The sequence below is a fragment of the Flavisericum labens genome (assembly GCF_045446075.1).
In the GTDB taxonomy this organism is placed as follows: domain Bacteria; phylum Bacteroidota; class Bacteroidia; order Flavobacteriales; family Flavobacteriaceae; genus Flavisericum; species Flavisericum labens.
This window is the reverse complement of sequence record NZ_JBJJBQ010000004.1, coordinates 296,902-317,748: the sequence shown is the minus strand read 5'-3', so window position 1 is coordinate 317,748 and position 20,847 is coordinate 296,902. Positions and strand designations below refer to the sequence as shown.

Here is a 20,847-nt window from a genome sequence, read left to right as displayed (position 1 = left end):
TCTGCCTCTAAAAAGAAACATTGAAATTTATACTTTTTCCTTTTTTAAATCTTCATTTTAAGGAACTGGGTCGTGACCCGAGCCACCCCAAGGATGGCAGCTCAAGATACGCTTTAGAGATAGCCAGCCACCTTTTAACAAGCCGTGTTTTTGTAAAGCTTCTTTAGAGTAATGAGAACATGTTGGCGTATATCTGCACGTTGCGGGCATTAAAGGTGAAATAAATATTTGGTACACTTTTATTAAAAATAATAATGGCGCAATGAGTAGTTTTTTCATATAAGATTGTCATTCTGAATTTATTTCAGAATGTAAAACAAATTCAAAACTTGCTATGTATGAGAACCTGAAACAAGTTCAGGTGGACAAAAAGTTTTAATTAACAGAAAACGTCGTGCCGTCTTTTCCATCTTTAAGCTGAATGCCTATTTCTGCAAGCTCATCTCTAATTTTATCAGATAAGGCAAAATCTTTATTTGCTCGTGCTTCCTGCCTCAGTTTTATTAAAACATCAACAGCACCTGTCAATTTATCGGTCCCGTTTTCGTTGTTTGTGCTTTTTAAAAGCCCGAGTACATCAAAAACAAAACTGTCCATCGTGCCTTTTAAAAGGTCTAAATCGTCTTCTGAAATGGTTTCGCTACCTTCTTTAACTTGATTGATAAACTTGGCAGCTTCAAATAAATGCGCAATTAAAATGGGCGAGTTAAAGTCGTCGTTCATCGCATGGTAGCATTTTTGTTTCCAAGCAGCCACATCGAATGATGAGGTTTCAGCTGCTTTTAATCCATCTAAAAGGTTTAGTGCATCCATAAGTCGGTTATAACCTTTTTCACTAGCTAATAAGCCCTCATCGGTTAAATCCAACACACTGCGATACGACGATTGTGCGTTAAAAAAGCGAATAACGCTTGGTGAATAGGCCTTGCTGAAAAACTTGTTGTTGCCCGAAAGCAGTTCATCTGGGTTTACGGTGTTCCCGGTAGATTTAGACATGCGTTGTCCGTTAAGTTGAAGCATATTGGCATGCATCCAATAATTAACCGGAGATATCCCTTTTGCGGCTTCATTCTGCGCAATTTCGCACTCGTGGTGCGGAAATTTTAAATCCATACCACCACCATGAATATCGAATTGGTCACCCAAATATTTAGTACTCATGGCCGTGCACTCTAAATGCCATCCCGGAAAACCGTCACTCCAAGGCGAAGGCCATCGCATAATGTGTTGGGGCTCGGCTTTTTTCCAAAGGGCAAAATCCTGTGGGTTCTTTTTATCACTTTGTCCGTCAAGCTCACGTGTGTTGTGAATTAAATCCTCAAGTTTACGCTTGCTTAATTTTCCGTACTCGTTAGTTTCGTTAAACTTATGCACATCAAAATAAACCGACCCATTAACCTCATAGGCAAAACCGTTTTCAATTATGGTATTAATGAGTTCAATTTGCTCAATAATATGTCCCGTTGCGGTGGGTTCAATGCTAGGTGATAAGAAGTTGAAAGTGTTTAAGATGTTGTGAAAATCTACCGTGTATTGTTGAACCACTTCCATGGGTTCAATTTGTTCTAAACGTGCTTTTTTGGTGATTTTATCTTCACCAGTGTCCGCGTCATTTTCCAAATGGCCGGCATCGGTAATGTTTCTAACGTAACGTACTTTGTAGCCCAAATGCTTAAGATATCTAAAAATCATATCGAAAGACATAAATGTTCTAACGTTACCCAGGTGAACGTTACTGTAAACAGTTGGACCGCAAACATACATGCCTATATAGCCTTCTTCAATGGGTTTGAATGTTTCCTTTTTGCCGCTTAGAGAATTGTATATTTTAATTTTTTGGGTTTGATGTAGTTGCATTAGTTGGCTAGCTTGCGGTTATTTATTTGGGTTAAATAATCTTAAAACTTGGTGTCTAATTTTATGTAGTCAAGGAATTCACGACGAGTGGCCATATCTTTAAATTTTCCACCAAATTCAGAAGTTACTGTACTACTTTCAATATCCCTGATGCCTCGTGAGTTTACACATAAATGTTTTGCATCAACAACGCAAGCTACGTCCTTGGTGCCCAATACGTTTTGAAGTTCGCGAACAATTTGAATGGTCAAGCGTTCCTGTACCTGTGGTCGTTTGGCAAAATAATCCACTATACGGTTCATTTTTGATAACCCAACCACTGAACCATTTGAAATGTAAGCAATGTGGGCTTTTCCAACAATGGGTAATAAGTGATGTTCGCAAGTAGAATAAACGGTAATGTTTTTTTCTACTAACATTTCACCGTATTTATATTTATTGTCGAATGTAGAAGCGCTTGGTTTTTTATCAGGGTCTAGACCCCCAAAAATTTCCTTTACGAACATTTTGGCAACCCGGTTTGGTGTGCCTTTCAAACTGTCGTCAGATAGGTCGAGACCTAAAGTTTCCATAATATGACGAACATCGTCTTTAATGATGTCTATTTTTTCGTCATTAGATAGTTTAAAGGCATCACTGCGCATTGGTGTGTTTTCTGAAGTGCCAATGTGCTCGTTTCCTAAAGCGTCAAAATCTTCTAAATTGTTGTCGAATTTCATGTAAAATTTATTGTTTTCAACGGTTTCTTATGACGTTTTTGTTTTACTGTGCTTAATTTCAGTAAGTTGACTTTTGTTGTCATTAAGGTAAACCCATCAAAATTTAGTTTGCAAAGATAAGCATTTCCCAATTGTTATGCTTTGTGTTTGCAAATATTTAATACTTGCAATTATCATGTTAAATTTACGAAAAACAATGTTTAATATGTAGAAAATTTCGACAGGATTTTTTTGAAAATGGTAAGAGTCATCATGGAATACAGTTTCCTTTAATCTGTGTTTTTACTAGAAATATTGATAAAAAAATGTTGAACGGATGGAGTGGAGAATATGAAATTATTTAAGTGATATTTCAGAAAATTTTAACCCACATTTTATTTATTTTGTTTTTTATATATTAGCCTAAGTGCCGGGCGTGTTTCATCATTATTTTTATTAAATTGAGACTATAGAATTTATTTATAGTGATATTTATTTGTTTTGATATCCAATTGAATACGTTGATTATTTAAACTTTTTATTTAATGAAAATAAAAACTAGGATTGATTATGAATCATTTCTCTTATAGACAAGAATAGGTGTTGTTTTGGATGATTTTGATTGACCTTTATTTCCAGTAAATGCTTTTCTTGATGCTGTTTTTAAAAAACTCCTGTAACATTTAAATTAATAAAACTACTTACATAGTAACTAAACCATTACATTGAATAAAGAACTAGAACATAGTTTTGTTGAGTTGCTGGAGAAGCATCAAAATATAGCGCATAAAATATGCCGATTGTACACCAATAATTATGATGCCCACAACGATTTGTTTCAGGAAATAACCATTCAACTTTGGAAAGCCTATCCAAAATTTCGTGGCGATTCAAAGTTTAGTACCTGGATGTATCGGGTAGCTTTAAATACTGCAATTACACTTTATAGAAAATCTAAGCGAACCATAAATACGCAAGATTTTGAAGGTGTAGCATTTAAAATAAAAGCTGAGGATTATGATGACACCGAAGAACAGCAACTTAAATTATTGTACAAGGCAGTACACCAATTAAATGATATAGAAAAAGCTTTGGTTTTCCTGTACCTTGAAGATAAAAATTACAGGGAAATAAGTGAAACATTAGGTATTAGTGAAGTGAATGCCCGAGTGAAAATGAACAGAATTAAAACTAAACTAAAAACCATTTTAAATCCGTAAGGCTATGGATGAATTAGAATTATTAAAGAAAGGCTGGGATAAGCAGTCAGAGCATAAAAAGCTAACGGTTTCTGATCTTTACCCGATGTTGCATAAAAAATCGTCTTCAGTTGTTAAGACATTGTTTTATATTAGTGTCGCTGAGTTGGTATTTTGGATTTTGATAAATACCATACCTTATTTTACATCGGATGCTTACAGAAAACGCCTTGATGATGTTTATGCCGATGACATTGTTTTTACAGAACTTACCATTTTTAGTTATGTGGTAATTCTATTGTTCATCTACCTTTTGTATAAAGCGTATAAATCCATATCGGTAACCGATAGCTCAAAAAAATTAATGGAAAGCATCTTGCGAACCCGAAAGATAATCAAGTACTACGTGCTTTACAATTTAATCATGGCGGGAGTTTCGTTGCTTGTTGGTTTTTATTTTGCTTTTACGCATAATCCTGAATTGGCTGACCAAATAGCGCATTTTAGTAAACAGGAAACTATGATGGCTACCGCAATTTTAGTTGTTTCAACCATTGCTTTTATACTTGTAATTTGGCTGTTTTATAAACTTATTTATGGCTTGTTGCTCAAAAGGCTTAATAAAAATTATAGAGAATTAAAACAGCTTGAAGATTAAATTTCATAATCAATTGAAAATTTTTTATACATTTCTTAACCTTATTTAGGTTTTTAGTTAAACCAAACAGCATAACCTTGCCTTCTCAAATACAGAGCTAGTTTTTCTTCTAAGTCAATGGCTTCATCTCTGGTGTCGATGGGGTTTAAGTGGTTGTATAAACTAGGCCGTAAATACAGACCGTATTTTTGAACAATATTTGATGAAATTTTATAGCCCTTTTTGTTTCTATAGCCGGTTTTATGTTGAATAAAACGTTCTTTGGGCGTTTTGCTCGTCATCCCAACATAAACACATTGCAGCACCCCGTTAAATTGCGGATTGGCATTTCTAAATTTAGAGTTTTCAGTAAATACACGTTTTGATAATTCCACAACATAAACATGGTAATTTGCTTTCGGCATTTTAAATGTTATGACGCGTTTACCACACCTAAAGTGTACAATTGGTCCATAGTTGGTGTTTCACTGCCGCCAGCAGGCTCTAGGGTTATACCAAAGGCTTCACTTTCGTTTAGGTTTTCAATCTCGAAAATTTTGTTTTCATCAGAAATGAAGTTGTCAATGGTTCCTAAACTTGTGGGAGTTAAAGGACTTAATTTTAAGGACCAAACTTGATATACTTTCCCTTCTGGTGGTTCCGGTAGTCCTTGAGCGTCCAGAAATATCCTTTTTGAAGATTTGTCCCAATATACTTTGGCATAAGTGCTGGCAAAACTGCCTTGGCCAGCCAATGGGATTTGGGTGATGTTATCGTCTCTTAAAACGGTTATTAATGTATTCGCCTCTTCTAGGCTGTTTTTTGATTTTTCAATTTGTATTTCTAAAAGCTCCTGTTGTGTGTCGGCTATTTGGATATCACTTTGTAATTGCTTGTTTTGGCTAATTAGCCAAAACATTCCGGTTCCTAAAATAACAGCTGCGGCCCAACCTGTGTATGTAATCCAATTATACTTGGGCTTGGACATTGGAATAACTTTTGATTTTCTGGCAAAACCTACGTGGTCTTTTACGGCTTTGAAAATTTTGTTTTTGTTCGTTGAAGGCGCTACGGCCGAAGTTAATTTTATTATTGAGGCTTCAATTTCCAAAACTTCCTGCAAAATCTCAGGGTGTTCCATCATTAGATTGTACACTTCCTGGTTTTCTTTTTCAGAAAGTGTGCCAGCCACGTATAGCTCTAAAATTCCGGAATCTATGTAGGCTTTTGTATCCATTTAATTCAATACTAAATTTCTAAGTTGTTTTATGCAGCTCCTATTTCTTGTTTTAATGGTGCCAATAGGCATCTTTAGGGCTTCAGAAGCTTCAGCTTGGGTGTAACCTTTAAAATATAATAGTTCGATTACGGCTTTACATTTTTCAGCCAGCCTGGTTACAAACTTTTTTATACCAATGGCGTCAGTTTTATTATCTAAACTTTCACCGGTTTCAAGGATATCTACGAAATATTCGGAATGAAGGTTTTGTTTTGATTTTTTAAAGGCTTTAGAGCGCGTTTTGTCTATGGCGGCATTTCTGGATATATTTAAAATCCATGTGAAAAAACGCCCTTTTTTATTGGAATAAGTATCGGATTTATGCCATGCCTTGATAAACACGTCTTGCATGACTTCTTCTGCAATAGAGTGGTCTCTCACAATATTGTAAATAACACCATGCATACTCTCGCTATACATGTTGTATAAGGTTTCAAAAGCTTTTTCGTCTTTTTGTTTAAATTGGCTAACGAGTAGGTCTAGATCCATGTATTAGTTTAGTAATTGAAATATAAAACCAAGATAATCAAATTAAAAGATATACCCAGGTTTAACTATTACAAAAAATTGATGTTAGATGTTATTCGATTATTCCGGCACAACTCACTCTGGCTCCGGCAGCTCCAGATGGTTGGGAGGTAAAATCATCGGCTCCTGCATGAACAATGACGCCCTTTCCAACAATGTTTTTCGTATGGTCATCGCAACCAATACACCACTCGTCTGTAGTAAACGAAATAGTACTGTTACCATTTTCATCTGCAGTAAAATTACCGATATCGCCTTTGTGGTAACCTTCGGCAGCTCCCCATTTTCCATGTGGTTTAGCAGTAGGATTCCAGTGTCCACCTGCAGATTTTCCGTCATCAGAAGAACAGTCAGACGATTCGTGAATGTGTATAGCGTGTTGCCCGGGCTCCAAGCCACTTATGATAGCCGTCATGCTTACTTGGCCATTTTCTTCCTTAAAAACCACATTTCCGCTTACATCACTACCACTTTTAGCTGTAAGTTCCATTTTGATTTTCTTAGTTTCAGAAATATCCAGCTCCGTAGGGACCGTTCCAGGAACCACAATAGGCGCCTCTTTTTTAGCCTTTTTACATGATGCTAAAGACGTTATGAATAATATTATTACTAAATAGCTTAAATTTTTCATTTTATTTTTTATGGCTTTTATAGATTAAATATAAAGTTAAAACAATAATAAAACAATTGCAAATATTGGAGCTGACATATGTCATATTTTAAATACACCTGCTCCTTTATTTTTGTTGTATAAATGTTAGGTATGTTAAGTTCGTTAGTCAATAAGTACAATATTGCAGGGCCTCGTTATACGAGTTACCCAACTGTGCCCTATTGGAATCCCGAGACGTTTTCTTCTAGTGCTTGGAAGAATTCGTTAATAAAATCTTTTAAGGAAAGTAATTCTGATGAGGGCATTAGCTTGTACCTTCATTTGCCGTTCTGCGAAAGTTTATGCACATTTTGTGGATGCAATAAACGAATTACGAAACAGCATAATGTAGAATCACCTTATATAAATGCTGTTTTAAAAGAATGGGAGCTTTACTTAGAGTCGTTTGATGAAAAACCTATAATAAAAGAAATGCACCTTGGCGGTGGTACACCTACTTTTTTTAGTCCTGAAAATTTAAAAAGGTTGATTAATGGTATTATTAAAGATGCTGAAATTGCTGAAAATCATGAGTTCAGTTTTGAAGGGCATCCCAATAATACCACTCGAGAACATTTACAATCTTTGTACGACCTTGGTTTTAGGCGTGTGAGTTACGGTGTGCAAGATTATAATGAAACCGTGCAAAAAGCCATTCATAGAATTCAATCTTTTGAAAATGTGAAACGAGCTACCGAAGAGGCGAGAGCCATTGGCTATACGTCTGTGGGGCACGATATTATTTTTGGGCTACCGTTCCAAACCATCGAGCACGTGCAGGAAACGATTTTAAAAACCAAGGAACTGCTGCCAGACCGTTTGGCATTTTATAGCTATGCCCACGTACCATGGATAAAGGGGAATGGACAGCGTGGTTTTAATGATGACGATTTGCCTTCGGCTAAACAAAAACGTCAACAATACGAGCTTGGTAAAAAGTTATTGGCTGAAGTGGGTTATGCCGAAGTAGGTATGGATCACTTTGCACTAAAAACAGATAGTTTGTACCAATCTATGCAGGATGGTGGTTTACACAGAAATTTTATGGGTTACACGGCCTCGAAAACTCAAGCCATGATAGGGCTAGGGGTGTCCTCGATAAGTGATAGTTGGTACGGGTTTTCTCAGAATGTAAAGAAAATAGAAGATTACTATGGTTTGTTGGAAAAAGGTGAGATTCCCGTTTATCGAGGTCATATTTTAAATGAAGAAGACTTGGTAATTCGAAAGCATATTCTTAATTTAATGTGTCAGTTTAAAACATCTTGGAGGGATGGGTCATGGTGGTTCAAGGAAATTCCAGATGTACTAATAAAGCTAAGCGAAATGGAAAAAGATAATTTATTGCATATAAATAGTCATGGTATAGAGGTAACGCCGTTGGGCAGGCCTTTTGTTCGCAACATTTGTATGGCTTTTGATTTGCTACTGCAGCGAAAACAACCGAATGCCCAGTTGTTTTCAATGACTGTTTAAAATTTAGTTTCACTTAAAAACCTAGAAATTATGAAAACCATTATTGTACCTATAGATTTTTCAGAACATTCAGAGTATGCTTTAAAAACGGCTGCCAGATTGGCTAAAAAGTTTAATTCTGAATTATTGGCTTTACACATGTTAGAAATGTCAGATATCATGCTTTCGGCCTCTGATGGCATGCAGAATCAAAAGGCCATGTTTTTCTTGCAACTTGCCGAGCAGAAATTTGAAGATTTTCTTAAAAAAGATTATTTGAAAGATGTACGTGTAACACCCATAATTAAGCATTATAAAGTGTTTAGCGAGGTTAATGATGTGGCTATAAAAAATAACGCTGACCTAATTATAATGGGGTCGCAGGGTGCTTCGGGTATAAAAGAATTTTTTGTGGGCTCAAATACAGAGCGTGTTGTGCGCCATGCGGAAATTCCGGTGCTTGTTGTAAAGAACAATATTACAGATGTTAATTTTGATGAGGTGGTATTTGCCTGTGATTTTTCGGAAGAAACTATAGAATCTTATTTAAAAGCTACTAACTTTTTTCGTAAACTAGAATCTAAATTAAATCTAGTATATGTAAACCTGCCCAACGAAAGGTTTAAAAGTTCGATAGAAATTGAAAAACTTGTGGTTAACTTTTTAACTAAAGCAGAGCGCAATTTGGACAAGATGAAAGATGTACATTACGTCTCAGATTACAACATAGAAAATGGGGTGTTGAATTTTGCCAACAAAATGGGCGCCGATATTATTGCCATGCCAACACATGGTAAAAAAGGCTTAGCGCATTTCTTTGAAGGAAGCGTAGGGGAAGATGTGGCCAACCATGCCACTTTGCCAGTAATAACATTTAAAATATAGATAATTAATTGTTTAGAGTGGCTAACTCAAAAAAAAGGAGGATAAATTTACTATGTCTTCCTTTTTTTATGGACTATAATTCAGGTTAGACAAAGCTAATACGTTGAAAAGTCCTGCCTTGGTGTTGAAAAAATCATTTTCTAAGGCTACGGCTTTTAGTCTGGCATCGATGAGTTTGGATTCTCTGGAATTGACTAAAAACAATGAGCTTTCACCTAAAAAGAATTTACGTTCTTCCGCTTTTAGCATAGTGCTGTAATCATTAACAATCACTTCTATAAATTCATTTTGTGTTTTATAAGATTCAAGCTCCTGGTTAATGGCGTCAATTTTATTTTTAAGAGAGACTTTTGTAGTTTCGATTTTAAATTTAGTGTCTTGCATTTTTATGTCTGCTAGCCTTAAATCACCACGTTCTTTTCTTAAAAACAAAGGAAAACTTATATTAAGTCCCGTTTTATAGGCCGATGTGCTAAAGGACCTAACTATATCTGGCGTTTGTGATAGAAAATTATACTGTAGGTCTATTTGTGGTAACAAATCATTGCGTTGTAGACGCTTTTCTATATTCAAACTTTGCAGTTTGTAATCTAGAGATTGAAGTTTTGGGTGATTGCTTAAATCTATGTTTTCAATATCCAATTCTGATGTGTTTAAAGTAGCATCAATAGATTGGATTGTATTGATATCTGGAATTATATGTTCTTTTATTTCAATAGGCGTATTTTCGTTTAACCATAAGTAATTAGAAAGTTCTAGAGAGGATTTTATGAATTTGATTCTGGATTTTTCAAAATTTAATTTTCTGTTGTTGAGAGCAATTCTGGCTTCTAATGTGTCAATGGCTGGCGATTCGCCAACGGTATAGCTTTTTTTTATGCCATTAAAACGCATCTCGGCGTTGTCTAAAAAATCGTCATAAACTTGCTTTTCGTTATAGCTTCTTAACCAGTTAAAATAGGTCAATGTGGCTTCGTAGAGAATACGGTTTATAAACAACTGTCTATCGGCTTGCGCTTGTTTTACATACATTCTAGATTGCCTTAACATCGCCATGCGCTTATTGGTTAAAAGGCCACGAGCTAAGGAAACCGAAAGGCCAACACTGTATAGTCCGTTTTCTGGTAAGGTCGCTTCTGGGTTTAAGTATAGCCCGTCGTTTTCTTCAAAATTTCCTTTTAATTCTACGCCATACCAAGTTGGTATTTTAAAAGTTGCATTGAGTTTATTGTAGTATTCAGTGCCTTTAAACTTTTTTCTGCCGTAATCCACTTCAAGTTTTGGGTCGAATGCACCGCGTGCTTTTAATAGCTTTGCTTCGCCTTCGGTAATAACTAAGTTAGCCTGTTTTACAATGGGGTGGTAGGCTTTTACATAGCCCAAATATTCAGACAAGCTAATTACCGAGGTGCTATCTTGTGCATAAAGCACCAAGCTAAAGAGAAGTGTTATGTTCAGTAAAAGAATTCTCATTTTTTTGAGGCTTTATCATTGTTTTCTGGCTGATAATAGTTTGGTGGAAAACTGTTTACTTGTCGCCAAATTTCAAACCAAATAGGCACATCTTCAAGAAGTGCAATAGTGCGTGCTCCAGACCCAATGCGTATGGCTTCTGGCCATTTATAATCGGTTTCGTCTGGAGCTAATAAAATCCTGTATTTTCCGTTGGTACTAATAAAGTTTTCAATAGCCACTATTTTGGCGCCATAAGTTCCGTAGCTTGCATTTGGCCAACCACTAAAAACAATAGCTGGCCAACCATCAAATTCTACACGCACTTTTTCACCAACGTGTAAAAGAGGTAAATCTATTGGGCGAACATAGGTTTCAACAGCTAAATCGTATTTTTCTGGCATTATACCCACGAGTTCTTCGCCTTCTTTGAAAGTCCCCCCGATACCGCCTTTTAAAGCTTTGTTAATATAGCCGCTTTGTGGTGCGGTAACGAAAAGCAAGCTGTTTCTAACCTTATAATTAGAGTAGGCGTTTTCTAATTTTGTAACCTGCGCTTTGGTGTCAAACTCACCAGACTGAGCCGTAAACATTTCGCTTTGAGCTTTAGCAATTTTGTCCGCATAGGCTTGATTAATTCGAGAAAGTTCAATTTGTGCATTAAGCACTTCGTTTTTAGTTGATAAAAACTTGTTTTCTTGGGCTACTAGTTTAGCTTGCGTTTCTTGTAATTTTAAACGTTTTTCTTCAACATCTTTAACCGCTTTTAACCCTTCTTTTTGAAGTGTTTTGATTCGATTGAATTGTCTCTCTGCAATGGTTAAATTTGTTTTGGCCGCCTCTAAATCTATACTATCGCTTTGTACTTTTAGTCTAGCTTGCATCAATTTATTCTTGGTCTGCTCAAACTTTAGCTTTTGTTCGCTTGCTACTGCTGCTATTTGTCGATTTAGGGCTTTAACCTTATCTTGATAGGCCTTTGCTGATGATGATTTTGCTTGGATTTGTTGATTGGTTCTTTCGACCAATTGGTCGTCAAAATAATCGCTTTTTACTTCCGAAATTCTTAGAATGGTATCACCGGCGTTTACAAAATCCCCCTCATTTACAAACCATTCTTCAATGCGACCGGGGATTTGAGATTGGATGGCCTGCGGGCGTTGGTTGGGTTTTAGAGTAGTTACCACACCATTTCCAGTTATGTTCTGTGTCCATGGAAGAAAGAGAACAATAAACCCAATAATGGCCGCCGCCAGAAGAAACCGGTTAAAATATTTGTAATAGGATTTGTCCATTATATTTTTACCCGACTCAAACTCTTTAAGGTCAACTTTTTTGTTCAGTTGGTTGTGGGATATATTAAGCATAATTAACTGCGTTTAAATTTTATCGTACCTCTATCTAAATTGATAAGCTCATTACATCGCTCAATCCATTCATCGCTACTGCTGACTACAACAAGTCCCCAAGGCCTGTCTTTGTGGGTTAAGTAGTCGATGATGGTGTTGGATTCCGATTGATTAAACCTATCTAGGGCGTCTTCGAGAATTAATAACTTAGGTTCTTTTAAAATGGCTCTGGCTAAAACCAATTTTTTTGATATGGTAAACGACAGTTGTTTGCCGTCTGGATAGAGCACCGTGTTTAGTCCTTTAAGTTGGTCTTTTATAAAAGGTTTTAATCCAACGACATCAAGTATTTCATAAATTTTTTCGTCGCTAATTTTGGGATTTCCAAATGTTAAATTTTCTCTTATAGAGCCTTCAAAAGGTGTTTCATCAGATAGAGAAAGCCCTAACTGCGACCTGTATAGGTTTAGGTGTAAACTATCAATTAACATATCGTTTATATAGATGTGCCCAGAAGTCGATTTTATAACTCCTGAAATTAGCTGAAGTAAAGTAGATTTTCCAGCACCGCTTTCCCCTTGAATTAAAAGTCTGCTTTTAGCGTTAATACTGAACGATATATCTTTTAAAATGGGTTTTTCCCTGTTTGAAACTTCGTAGGATACCTGGTCAAGTTCTACCCTGATGTCTTTTGAAAATATGGGTGTTTCACCATTTTGACTTTCAAGTTCTTTATCAACAATTTCTCCTATTTTTTCGAGTGATGTGAGAGTGTCGTAAAAGGGTTCTAGTCCTAAAATCAACTTTTCAACAGAAGCAATAACCAGAAGGATGATGATTTCGGCAGCAACAAATTGTCCAATATTCATTTCTTGGTTTAATACCAAAGCGCCACCAATAAGCAATAAACTGGCCGTTACAATCACCTTGAAACTAATCATTTGGATAAATTGCAGCATCAGGATTTTAAAGTGGCTTTCCCGCGATTTCAAGTAATCGTTAACCAGTGTATCGTTCTTTCTGAGTCCTAAATTGGTGCTTCCAGATAATTTAAAGCTAATAACGGTGCGTGCTATTTCTTGAATCCAGTGAGCTACTTTGTACTTGTTTTTAGATTCTTTTATACTGGTTTCTAGTCCTTTTTGTGCAGTAAATTTGAAAACCACAAAAATGAGCCCCAATAACAGAATGCCAAAAATGATGAAAAACGGGTGGTAAAACGAAAGTAGTATAAGTGCAAAAATAATTTGTAAAACCGCTGTAGGAACATCAATTAATATTTTTGATAAGCTCTTTTGAATCGTTAGGGTATCGAAGAACCTATTGGCGAGCTCAGGCGGATAATAATTTCTCAGTTCAGACATTTTTATCTTTGGGAAACGGTATGTCAACTCAAATGACGAACGGGTAAAAATACGTTGCTGAATGGTCTCGATAATGCGTAACTGCATCAACTGTAGGGCACCAGAAAAAGCAACACCCAATGTTACGATAATAACGAGTATAATCCACGAGGTAGATATTTGAGCGCCTTGAATTAAATTTATAATAGCTTGGATGCCCAAGGGTAGCGAGAGAGCTACGATACCCCCAAAAACAGCATAATAAAAAATTTGTCTAATATCGCGCCTTTCCAATTGAAGTAGCCCAATTAAGCGTCGCCAAGGTGTCATTTTGGAATGTTCCATAATTAGGATTTCACGGTTTTAATTACTAGGTTTTTGTAAAATTCGGTTGGGGTTAATCCTGCATTACAATCGGTGATAGATACGAAATGGTCTTTCAAAAAATGCTGATGTAAGCTTCCTTCCAATATGGTACTGGCAAGGCTCAATGAAAACTTATATTTTGGGTTATTTTCCAAAATCATCTCACTAATTCTGTGAACTAGACGCTTGTAAATAACAAAATATCCATCTTTGTTTTCTTGGTCAACTTCTTTGGTTAAGAAGGATTTTGAATTTTCATTCACCATAATTTGGTTTAACGCAATCTTATTTATGTGTGAGTAATTAGGGTCTTCCTTAACACTTCGCGTAACTATTTCAATTGCTTTTTCTAGTTTATCTTTTGGTTTTAGGCTGTAAGTTTCAAAAACTAACTGATATTCAATCCATGCCCAATACCAAGAAGATAAGTAAAGCAGTAGTTTATGTTTGCTTTCAAAATAGCGGTAAATCGAACTTTCATTCGAACCAATTAATTTTCCTAATTTCTTAAACGTAAAAGAGTCAAAACCAATTTCATCGATTAAAAGAATACTGTGCTTAATAATACGTTTTCCTAAATCTGAAGATTCGGGGTCCTTAACATAAATTTGTTCAGGAACCGCAATTTTTAAATTTGAAAGTAAAGTTTTCATAATTCAGTTGCTTAGATTTCAAATATAATAGCAATACTATTATAAAAGAAATAAAAGCTATCAATTTTTCTAATGGTCAATCAGAAAATCTTATTGAAACGTAAAAAATCTTGCGTTTTTAAGAAGAAAAAAGTTCTTAATGGCAGTTCATGCTACTAGAAGCCATATCGTAAACTGGAGCGGGAGAGATGTAGGGAATGTCCAGGCCTAAACCGCGAAGAATAAATAACACCCCGATGAGCACGACAAAAACAGGAATGGCTCGCTGGATTTTTTGCCGAGCGGAGTTTTTTAGAAACTGGCTAAAGTAAACTGCCGTAGTCATTAACGGAATGGTTCCAAGTCCAAAAATAGCCATGTATAAGCTGCCGTTTAGTACGTTTCCAGTCCCTATTGCTGCAAAAACAGCCATATAAACTAGCCCACATGGTAAAAACCCGTTTAAAAAGCCAATAGTTAAAAACGTATCGGTTCGCTTTTTTTTAAGCGCACTGCCAAGCGCAGATTTTATTTTAGAAATAAATTTATAAATGGGTTTAGAAAAACTGTATTTGTTTAATTGGTGTTGAGGAATTAAAACCATTAATATCATAATAACACCTATAGCTATAGAGAGCTGCTGTTGAAAACCGAATAAATAAAAGCTTTTCCCAATTATGCCAAAAACCAACCCTATAATGCTGTATGCCAAAAGTCTACCAAAATGATAGACCGCAATTTGAGAAGCTTTTTTAAGAGCACTAGTTCTGTCCACCGGAAGCATAAAAGCAATAGGCCCACACATGCCCACACAGTGAAAGCTGCCCAATAAACCTAAAACAAATGCTGAGATAAGCATATTAATAAATTATTGTTTCTTTGTACAAATAGGCATTACCATTATACTGCCAGTCTATTTTAATGTTCCAACGGCCATCTACCAAACGTTTGTCAGGTATGAGCAAATAAGGTTTAGACAATGAAATCAAAGTTTCAAAGTCTAATTGTTTGTTAGATGGCCTATATAGGAACATATTTCCTGTGATTTCCTTATAATTAATGTTATTAGGGAAATAAATCACTAATCCCTCCTCTACACGTTTATAGGATATGTTTTCGCTTAGTTTTTTAGCATTCTCAAGCTTATCAATATCTTTTTGATAGTTTAATTCTTCGGCATAGTAATCTTCAGTAACCAAGTCATGGTCGTACTTATCGTCAATATTCATTGTAACAATAAAGTACATAATGAAGCTTATAAAACCTATAAAAGCTAATACAATTCCGGTTCCCCAATTTATTTTCATAATTTCTTTTTTTATGGCATTCCCCTTCCCGATAACTATCGGGAGGGTCGGGCTTTCACTACTCGCCTCTCTTCGAGGAGCTCAAACATGCCGTTCAATCCCTAATGCACCTATCCGCCAATGTCATTACCTGAAACTACGTGGTCCCAAAAAGTTGGCGGAGGTAGTTTCAATAAGCGTATCACCTTGATACACCCCAATTTTTATTTTGTTTCTATCGCCTGTTAGAGCCGAATTATTAATTTCTATAAACAATGTGCCTTCGGCGATGCCTTGCTCTGGTACAGTAAAATCCCCGTCGGTCGATACTAATTTTAAGGTTCCTTTATGCGACAACAGCTTTAAGCTTACATCACTAATATCGTTCGATGTTTTGTTTACCAATTTATAGGTAAAAACGTTACTTATTATGTTGTTTTCTTTATGCTCGTACAATTGCCCAGGCAATCTTAGAATATTGGCTTCAACATCGTTTCTCAAAAATAACATTCCGGTTAAAAGACCAGTCAATATGATTAAAACGGCAATGTAGCCTTTCATTCGAGCCGTTAATTTAAAAGGCACTTTCTTTTCTATATTCTCTTCACTGGCATACCTTATTAAGCCTTTGGGCTTATTGATGCTTTCCATAATGTGGTCGCACTCATCAATACAAGCGGTGCAGTTTACACACTCCAGCTGTGTGCCATTTCTAATATCTATGCCTGTAGGGCATACATGTACACACTGCAAACAATCAATACAATCGCCAAAGCCTAAAGCATCGCGATCTTCGTTTTTTCTAAATTTTTTTCTGCCGTTTTCTGCTTCACCCCGTTTATGGTCGTAAGCAACAACAATAGATTTTGTATCTAATAAGACGCCTTGTAGTCTTCCGTAAGGGCACGCTATAATACACACTTGCTCTCTAAACCAAGCAAATACAAAATAAAATACTGCCGTAAAGATTAGTAACGGAAACAAGGTGCCTAAATGATTAAAAGGGCTGTCGGTAACGTATTTAACCAGTTTATCGCTGCCAATAAGGTAGGCCAAAAATACATTGGCAATTAAAAACGAGATTATTAAAAAAATAAACCATTTTAAAAGCCGCTTTCTTATTTTTTCGGCATCCCATTTTTGACGATCTAATTTACGTTGTTTGTTTCTGTCTCCATCAATCCAATATTCAATCCTTCTAAAAACCATTTCCATAAAAATGGTTTGTGGGCATATCCAGCCACAAAAAATTCGACCAAATCCTACTGTAAATAGCGTAATAAACATTACACCAATAATCATGGAAACAACGAACAGATGAAAATCTTGTGGCCAAAATGGAAAACCGAATATATTGAATCGGCGTTCCAGAACGTTGAACATTAAAAATTGGTTACCGTTTATTTTAATAAATGGTGAAAGGATTAAAAACGCCAACAAGAAATAACTCACCCATTTTCTGTAGTCGTAAAACTTTCCACTGGGCTTTTTGGGATAAACCCAAGCACGCTTTCCTTCTTCGTTAATGGTGCCGATGGAGTCTCTGAATACTTCGTTTTCTGGGGTTTCCATAATTGATATGGCGTTTGTTTAAAACCTGCCGGATTATTTTAAAACCCGACAGGTTTCCAGGTTTAGTTTGAAGTTGTTTGCTAATTAATGGCTTTCAGTGTTACAGTTGTATCAACTTCTATAACCTCTTTTTCTATCGTTGCGGGAATTTCTAGATCCTCAATATTAACTTCGTCGGTTGTCCAGATGTCGCCTTGAGGTTCTTTTGGTTCAGCAGGTGTTGTACCTTGAAATTGCAATACATAACTGGACACCTGGGCCATTTCGTATGGTTTTAGGGTTTGTTTCCAGGAAATCATACCTTTACCTGAACGCCCTCCTTCAGAAATGGTTTTAAATACATTTTTAATTCCTCCGCCTAAGATCCAATATTCATCGGTTAAATTTGGACCAATACCACCGCCACCATCAGCTTTGTGGCAGGCAATGCAGTTTTCGTTAAAAATGGCTTCACCCGCTTTTAAGTCGGCCGCATCTGTCAAAATTTCAACGGTGTTAAAATCAACCAAATCTTTGGCTGTTTTTTTGTATTCTTCTAATTCTACTTTGGCTTGTGCCAATTCTGTTTCCAATTCATCAAATTGACCTTCACCATCAAACACATGGAATCTTAAAAGATAAATGGCTGCAAAGATAATTGTAGCGTAAAACCCATACAACCACCATGGTGGCAAGCTGTTATCTAGTTCTTTAATACCGTCATAGTTATGGTCTAAAATAATTTCACCTTCTTGCTCTATAGGCTTTTGGCCTAATAGTTTTTTATAAATGTTTTTAAGCCAGTTGAAATTAAAGGCACTTTCTTTTTCTGCTAAAAAGCGCGCTTTTGCTTCCTCGTCTAATTTATGGAGCATTACATTTTCCAAAGCACCAATAATAGCCTCTATGGCAATTAATATGAGCAGCACTAAGAATAGGAATAGCATTACGGCAGGGTATTCAATAAATGCTGGTTTATCACCTGAATCTATGAAGTATTCTACGGCTCCGAAAATTATAAAAAATGCTATTGGAACTCTTATCCAAGATGGGATTGATTGTCTCATAATGTGTCGTCGTTTTGGTTGTCTAATGGAATGTTACTTACTTTTTTTATATAGTCTTTTTTAGCTGTGAATACCCACCAAAATAGTGCTACAAAAAAAGTGAAAAATATGAGCAGAGATATTATGGGGTAAATTTCAATACCTGTAATACTCTCCATATGGTTTTTTACAAATTTTAACATGTTACTTAGTTTTGATGGTTAGTTTTGAGCCGTTTCTACCTTAATATCAGTTCCTAGTCGTTGTAAATATGCTATAACAGCCACAATTTCACGATTTTTCATTTCTACAAATGACTCACCATTTTCAGCTGCATATTTTTTGTCAGCTTCATAGGTTTTTGCGAAATCTGGATCAGAATAGAGGTTTTCTTCTATTTGCGAACCTTGAGCTGACATACTTTCTTGAGCCTTGGCTATATCGTCTTCCGTATAAGGAACACCAAGCGATACCATCGTTTTCATTTTGGCTTCGGTTTGTGATTTATCCAATTCACTTGTAATTAGCCATGGGTACCTTGGCATGATAGAACCTGATGAGGTGCTTTGTGGGTCGTACATGTGGTTGAAATGCCAGTTGTCAGAATACTTCTTTCCAATTCTATGTAAATCTGGACCTGTACGCTTGCTTCCCCATAGGAATGGATGGTCGTAAACATATTCTCCAGCTTTGGAGTATTCTCCGTAACGCTCCACTTCACTTCTAAAAGGACGAATCATTTGAGAGTGGCAGCCTACACAACCTTCACGTATGTATATGTCACGACCTTCAAGTTCTAAAGGCGTATAAGGCTGAACGCTTGCAATGGTAGGGATGTTCGATTTAACCATAATGGTTGGGACAATCTGAATGATACCTCCAATTAAAATGGCAACTGTTGCCAAAAGTGTTAATTGGATGGGGCGACGCTCTAACCAAGTGTGCCATCCTTCACTTGCTGTACGTTTTTTTGTTACGCGCTCTAAAGCAGGTGCTTCGGCCAATTCGTTTTCAACTTTACTACCTTGTTTTATGGTTACAATTATATTATAAACCATTATCAGCATACCGGTAATAAACAAGGTTCCACCAATGGCACGCATCCAGTACATCGGCATAATCTCTGTGACAGTTTCTAAAAAGTTCCCGTAGGTTAATGTACCATCTGGGTTAAATTGCTTCCACATACTGGCTTGTGTAAATCCAGCCACGTACATAGGTAATGCATAAATAATAATACCAAGAGTGCCAATCCAGAAATGTAAGTTGGCTAAGCCCAAAGAATATAATTTAGTTTTAAATAACCTAGGCGCTAAATAGTATATCATACCGAAGGTTAGGAATCCGTTCCAAGCCAATGCGCCAACATGTACATGGGCGATAATCCAATCGGTAAAATGGGCAATGGCATTTACATTTTTAAGCGATAACATCGGTCCCTCGAAGGTTGCCATACCATAACCTGTAATGGCAACGACCATAAATTTTAAAACGGGATCGGTACGTACTTTATCCCAAGCACCACGAAGTGTTAATAATCCATTTATCATGCCACCCCAAGAAGGCATTAGTAGCATAACTGAAAAAGCAACACCTAAATTTTGGGCCCATTCTGGTAAAGCGGTATATAATAGGTGATGAGGTCCTGCCCAGATATAAATAAAAATCAACGACCAAAAGTGAATAATAGATAGTCGATAAGAATAAACAGGTCTGTTGGCTGCTTTCGGAACGAAATAATACATCAATCCTAAAAAAGGAGTCGTTAAAAAGAAGGCAACAGCATTATGTCCATACCACCATTGTACCAAGGCATCTTGAACACCAGCGTAAACCGAGTAACTCTTCAATGCACTAACAGGTAGTTCTAAGCTATTAAATATATGAAGTACAGCTACCGTAACAAATGTGGCTATATAAAACCAAATGGCTACATACAAATGGCGCTGTCTTCTCTTTAGGATAGTACCGATTAAATTCCAACCAAAAACTACCCAAACAGCTGCAATGGCAATGTCTATTGGCCATTCCAGTTCGGCATATTCTTTAGAGGTTGTTATTCCTAAAGGCAGTGTTATTGCAGCTGCAACTATAATAAGTTGCCAACCCCAAAAGTTTATTTTACTCAATGCATCGCTAAACATTCTAGCTTTTAACAAACGCTGTGTGGAGTAATAAACTCCAGCAAAAATAGCGTTCCCTACAAAAGCAAAAATAACGGCATTGGTATGCAACGGGCGCAAACGGCCAAAACTTAGCCACGAAATGCCATCGGTTAAATTGGGAAATAAAAACATAAATGCCAGAAGTAAGCCTACCAGCATCCCTACGACGCCCCAAAGCATGGTAGCGTACAAGAAATTTTTAACGATTTTGTTATCGTAATGAAACTGTTCCATTTGTGTGATTTTGGTTATTGATCTTTGTTAGTTTGTATTGATTTTTTTGCGTTTTCTTTCACCAGTTCGTCCTCAAAAAGCATACGGACAGATGGGGTGTAGCTATCGTCATATTGCCCCTTTTTAACCGCCAGAACAAAGGCAAAAAAGAAAACAATAGCCACAACAATGCTTACAGCTAATAAAATGTATATAACACTCATACCTAATTGAAGTTATGGTTCAAAAATAAT

22 protein-coding genes are annotated in these 20,847 nt (G+C 36.3%); 4 read left to right on the top strand and 18 right to left on the bottom strand.

The annotated features are described in order from the left end of the window. Window positions 1–57: 57 nt before the first annotated feature. The 3 genes from yidD to folE all read right to left on the bottom strand — a co-directional run bounded on the left by yidD (window position 58) and on the right by folE (window position 2,576). Window positions 58–279, bottom strand: coding sequence for a membrane protein insertion efficiency factor YidD (gene yidD / locus ACIEHO_RS09565; RefSeq protein WP_406971064.1), 222 nt, complete (start codon window positions 277–279; stop codon window positions 58–60). 96 nt (window positions 280–375) lie between these two features. Next, window positions 376–1,857, bottom strand: a complete 1,482-nt coding sequence (gene cysS / locus ACIEHO_RS09560; RefSeq protein ID WP_406971062.1) for a cysteine--tRNA ligase — start codon at window positions 1,855–1,857, stop codon at window positions 376–378. Between the two features lie 41 nt (window positions 1,858–1,898). Beyond that, window positions 1,899–2,576 carry a GTP cyclohydrolase I FolE gene (gene folE, locus ACIEHO_RS09555; protein WP_406971060.1) on the bottom strand — a complete coding sequence of 226 codons (678 nt, stop codon included), beginning with the start codon at window positions 2,574–2,576 and terminating at the stop codon, window positions 1,899–1,901. Between the two features lie 704 nt (window positions 2,577–3,280). On the opposite strand from folE, the gene ACIEHO_RS09550 reads away from it, so the two are divergent. After that, complete coding sequence (locus ACIEHO_RS09550; RefSeq protein WP_406971058.1) at window positions 3,281–3,775, top strand: RNA polymerase sigma factor; 495 nt, start codon at window positions 3,281–3,283, stop codon at window positions 3,773–3,775. Window positions 3,776–3,779: 4 nt separating this feature from the next. Beyond that, window positions 3,780–4,412, top strand: coding sequence for a hypothetical protein (locus tag ACIEHO_RS09545; protein WP_406971056.1), 633 nt, complete (start codon window positions 3,780–3,782; stop codon window positions 4,410–4,412). Between the two features lie 53 nt (window positions 4,413–4,465). Here the strand turns inward: ACIEHO_RS09545 and ACIEHO_RS09540 are convergent, their stop codons facing one another. From ACIEHO_RS09540 to ACIEHO_RS09525, 4 genes are all read right to left on the bottom strand, one after another. After that, entirely contained in the window at window positions 4,466–4,816 is a 351-nt protein-coding gene (locus ACIEHO_RS09540) for a ribose-5-phosphate isomerase (protein WP_406971054.1), read from the bottom strand. 8 nt (window positions 4,817–4,824) lie between these two features. Next, the gene (locus ACIEHO_RS09535; RefSeq protein ID WP_406971052.1) at window positions 4,825–5,628 is read right to left on the bottom strand and encodes an anti-sigma factor; all 804 of its coding nucleotides are present in this window, start codon (window positions 5,626–5,628) and stop codon (window positions 4,825–4,827) included. Beyond that, window positions 5,629–6,159: an RNA polymerase sigma factor gene (locus tag ACIEHO_RS09530; RefSeq protein WP_406971050.1), complete on the bottom strand. Its 531-nt coding sequence runs from the start codon at window positions 6,157–6,159 to the stop codon at window positions 5,629–5,631. A gap of 91 nt (window positions 6,160–6,250) precedes the next feature. Further along, window positions 6,251–6,829: a superoxide dismutase family protein gene (locus ACIEHO_RS09525; protein WP_406971048.1), complete on the bottom strand. Its 579-nt coding sequence runs from the start codon at window positions 6,827–6,829 to the stop codon at window positions 6,251–6,253. Window positions 6,830–6,961: 132 nt separating this feature from the next. Here ACIEHO_RS09525 and hemN point away from each other — a divergent pair, with 132 nt between their 5' ends. Continuing rightward, window positions 6,962–8,326, top strand: coding sequence for an oxygen-independent coproporphyrinogen III oxidase (gene hemN, locus ACIEHO_RS09520; protein ID WP_406971046.1), 1,365 nt, complete (start codon window positions 6,962–6,964; stop codon window positions 8,324–8,326). A 30-nt stretch (window positions 8,327–8,356) separates the two neighbouring features. Next, complete coding sequence (locus tag ACIEHO_RS09515) at window positions 8,357–9,190, top strand: universal stress protein (protein ID WP_406971044.1); 834 nt, start codon at window positions 8,357–8,359, stop codon at window positions 9,188–9,190. A 66-nt stretch (window positions 9,191–9,256) separates the two neighbouring features. On the opposite strand, the gene ACIEHO_RS09510 is transcribed toward ACIEHO_RS09515, so the two are convergent. The 11 genes from ACIEHO_RS09510 to ccoS form a co-directional block, all read right to left on the bottom strand. Next, complete coding sequence (locus ACIEHO_RS09510; RefSeq protein WP_406971042.1) at window positions 9,257–10,663, bottom strand: TolC family protein; 1,407 nt, start codon at window positions 10,661–10,663, stop codon at window positions 9,257–9,259. Beyond that, a complete protein-coding gene (locus ACIEHO_RS09505; RefSeq protein ID WP_406971040.1) occupies window positions 10,660–12,009 on the bottom strand; it encodes an HlyD family secretion protein in 1,350 nt (449 codons plus the stop codon). The genes ACIEHO_RS09510 and ACIEHO_RS09505 overlap by 4 nt, the downstream gene beginning before the upstream one ends. Window positions 12,010–12,011: 2 nt before the next feature. Then, window positions 12,012–13,679: a peptidase domain-containing ABC transporter gene (locus ACIEHO_RS09500; protein WP_406971038.1), complete on the bottom strand. Its 1,668-nt coding sequence runs from the start codon at window positions 13,677–13,679 to the stop codon at window positions 12,012–12,014. Window positions 13,680–13,681: 2 nt separating this feature from the next. Continuing rightward, window positions 13,682–14,353 (bottom strand): TetR/AcrR family transcriptional regulator, encoded by a 672-nt coding sequence (locus ACIEHO_RS09495; protein WP_406971036.1) that lies wholly within the window; start codon window positions 14,351–14,353, stop codon window positions 13,682–13,684. A gap of 136 nt (window positions 14,354–14,489) precedes the next feature. Then, a complete protein-coding gene (locus ACIEHO_RS09490) occupies window positions 14,490–15,191 on the bottom strand; it encodes a sulfite exporter TauE/SafE family protein (RefSeq protein ID WP_406971034.1) in 702 nt (233 codons plus the stop codon). A gap of 1 nt (window position 15,192) precedes the next feature. Further along, window positions 15,193–15,639, bottom strand: coding sequence for a FixH family protein (locus tag ACIEHO_RS09485; protein ID WP_406971032.1), 447 nt, complete (start codon window positions 15,637–15,639; stop codon window positions 15,193–15,195). Between the two features lie 126 nt (window positions 15,640–15,765). Beyond that, window positions 15,766–17,190 carry a cytochrome c oxidase accessory protein CcoG gene (gene ccoG / locus ACIEHO_RS09480; RefSeq protein WP_406971030.1) on the bottom strand — a complete coding sequence of 475 codons (1,425 nt, stop codon included), beginning with the start codon at window positions 17,188–17,190 and terminating at the stop codon, window positions 15,766–15,768. Window positions 17,191–17,270: 80 nt separating this feature from the next. Continuing rightward, window positions 17,271–18,236 carry a cbb3-type cytochrome c oxidase N-terminal domain-containing protein gene (locus ACIEHO_RS09475; RefSeq protein ID WP_406971028.1) on the bottom strand — a complete coding sequence of 322 codons (966 nt, stop codon included), beginning with the start codon at window positions 18,234–18,236 and terminating at the stop codon, window positions 17,271–17,273. Then, complete coding sequence (locus ACIEHO_RS09470) at window positions 18,233–18,418, bottom strand: CcoQ/FixQ family Cbb3-type cytochrome c oxidase assembly chaperone (RefSeq protein ID WP_406971026.1); 186 nt, start codon at window positions 18,416–18,418, stop codon at window positions 18,233–18,235. Before ACIEHO_RS09470 ends, ACIEHO_RS09475 begins: the two co-directional genes overlap by 4 nt. Before the next feature lie 18 nt (window positions 18,419–18,436). Continuing rightward, window positions 18,437–20,614, bottom strand: coding sequence for a cytochrome-c oxidase, cbb3-type subunit I (ccoN, locus tag ACIEHO_RS09465; protein ID WP_406971024.1), 2,178 nt, complete (start codon window positions 20,612–20,614; stop codon window positions 18,437–18,439). A gap of 14 nt (window positions 20,615–20,628) precedes the next feature. Next, a complete protein-coding gene (ccoS, locus tag ACIEHO_RS09460) occupies window positions 20,629–20,817 on the bottom strand; it encodes a cbb3-type cytochrome oxidase assembly protein CcoS (RefSeq protein WP_406971022.1) in 189 nt (62 codons plus the stop codon). Between the last annotated feature and the right edge of the window lie 30 nt (window positions 20,818–20,847).

What these genes read in the sequence shown, in the direction of transcription:
- ACIEHO_RS09485 (WP_406971032.1), bottom strand. Translation starts at nt 15,639, where the DNA reads ATGAAAATAAATTGGGGAACCGGAATTGTATTAGCTTTTATAGGTTTT.
- ACIEHO_RS09510 (WP_406971042.1), bottom strand. Translation starts at nt 10,663, where the DNA reads ATGAGAATTCTTTTACTGAACATAACACTTCTCTTTAGCTTGGTGCTT.
- ACIEHO_RS09530 (WP_406971050.1), bottom strand. Translation starts at nt 6,159, where the DNA reads ATGGATCTAGACCTACTCGTTAGCCAATTTAAACAAAAAGACGAAAAA.
- ACIEHO_RS09525 (WP_406971048.1), bottom strand. Translation starts at nt 6,829, where the DNA reads ATGAAAAATTTAAGCTATTTAGTAATAATATTATTCATAACGTCTTTA.
- cysS (WP_406971062.1), bottom strand. Translation starts at nt 1,857, where the DNA reads ATGCAACTACATCAAACCCAAAAAATTAAAATATACAATTCTCTAAGC.
- ccoG (WP_406971030.1), bottom strand. Translation starts at nt 17,190, where the DNA reads ATGGAAACCCCAGAAAACGAAGTATTCAGAGACTCCATCGGCACCATT.
- ACIEHO_RS09470 (WP_406971026.1), bottom strand. Translation starts at nt 18,418, where the DNA reads ATGTTAAAATTTGTAAAAAACCATATGGAGAGTATTACAGGTATTGAA.
- hemN (WP_406971046.1), top strand. Translation starts at nt 6,962, where the DNA reads ATGTTAAGTTCGTTAGTCAATAAGTACAATATTGCAGGGCCTCGTTAT.
- ccoS (WP_406971022.1), bottom strand. Translation starts at nt 20,817, where the DNA reads ATGAGTGTTATATACATTTTATTAGCTGTAAGCATTGTTGTGGCTATT.
- ACIEHO_RS09535 (WP_406971052.1), bottom strand. Translation starts at nt 5,628, where the DNA reads ATGGATACAAAAGCCTACATAGATTCCGGAATTTTAGAGCTATACGTG.
- ACIEHO_RS09490 (WP_406971034.1), bottom strand. Translation starts at nt 15,191, where the DNA reads ATGCTTATCTCAGCATTTGTTTTAGGTTTATTGGGCAGCTTTCACTGT.
- yidD (WP_406971064.1), bottom strand. Translation starts at nt 279, where the DNA reads ATGAAAAAACTACTCATTGCGCCATTATTATTTTTAATAAAAGTGTAC.
- ACIEHO_RS09545 (WP_406971056.1), top strand. Translation starts at nt 3,780, where the DNA reads ATGGATGAATTAGAATTATTAAAGAAAGGCTGGGATAAGCAGTCAGAG.
- folE (WP_406971060.1), bottom strand. Translation starts at nt 2,576, where the DNA reads ATGAAATTCGACAACAATTTAGAAGATTTTGACGCTTTAGGAAACGAG.
- ACIEHO_RS09475 (WP_406971028.1), bottom strand. Translation starts at nt 18,236, where the DNA reads ATGAGACAATCAATCCCATCTTGGATAAGAGTTCCAATAGCATTTTTT.
- ACIEHO_RS09505 (WP_406971040.1), bottom strand. Translation starts at nt 12,009, where the DNA reads ATGCTTAATATATCCCACAACCAACTGAACAAAAAAGTTGACCTTAAA.
- ACIEHO_RS09500 (WP_406971038.1), bottom strand. Translation starts at nt 13,679, where the DNA reads ATGGAACATTCCAAAATGACACCTTGGCGACGCTTAATTGGGCTACTT.
- ccoN (WP_406971024.1), bottom strand. Translation starts at nt 20,614, where the DNA reads ATGGAACAGTTTCATTACGATAACAAAATCGTTAAAAATTTCTTGTAC.
- ACIEHO_RS09515 (WP_406971044.1), top strand. Translation starts at nt 8,357, where the DNA reads ATGAAAACCATTATTGTACCTATAGATTTTTCAGAACATTCAGAGTAT.
- ACIEHO_RS09495 (WP_406971036.1), bottom strand. Translation starts at nt 14,353, where the DNA reads ATGAAAACTTTACTTTCAAATTTAAAAATTGCGGTTCCTGAACAAATT.
- ACIEHO_RS09540 (WP_406971054.1), bottom strand. Translation starts at nt 4,816, where the DNA reads ATGCCGAAAGCAAATTACCATGTTTATGTTGTGGAATTATCAAAACGT.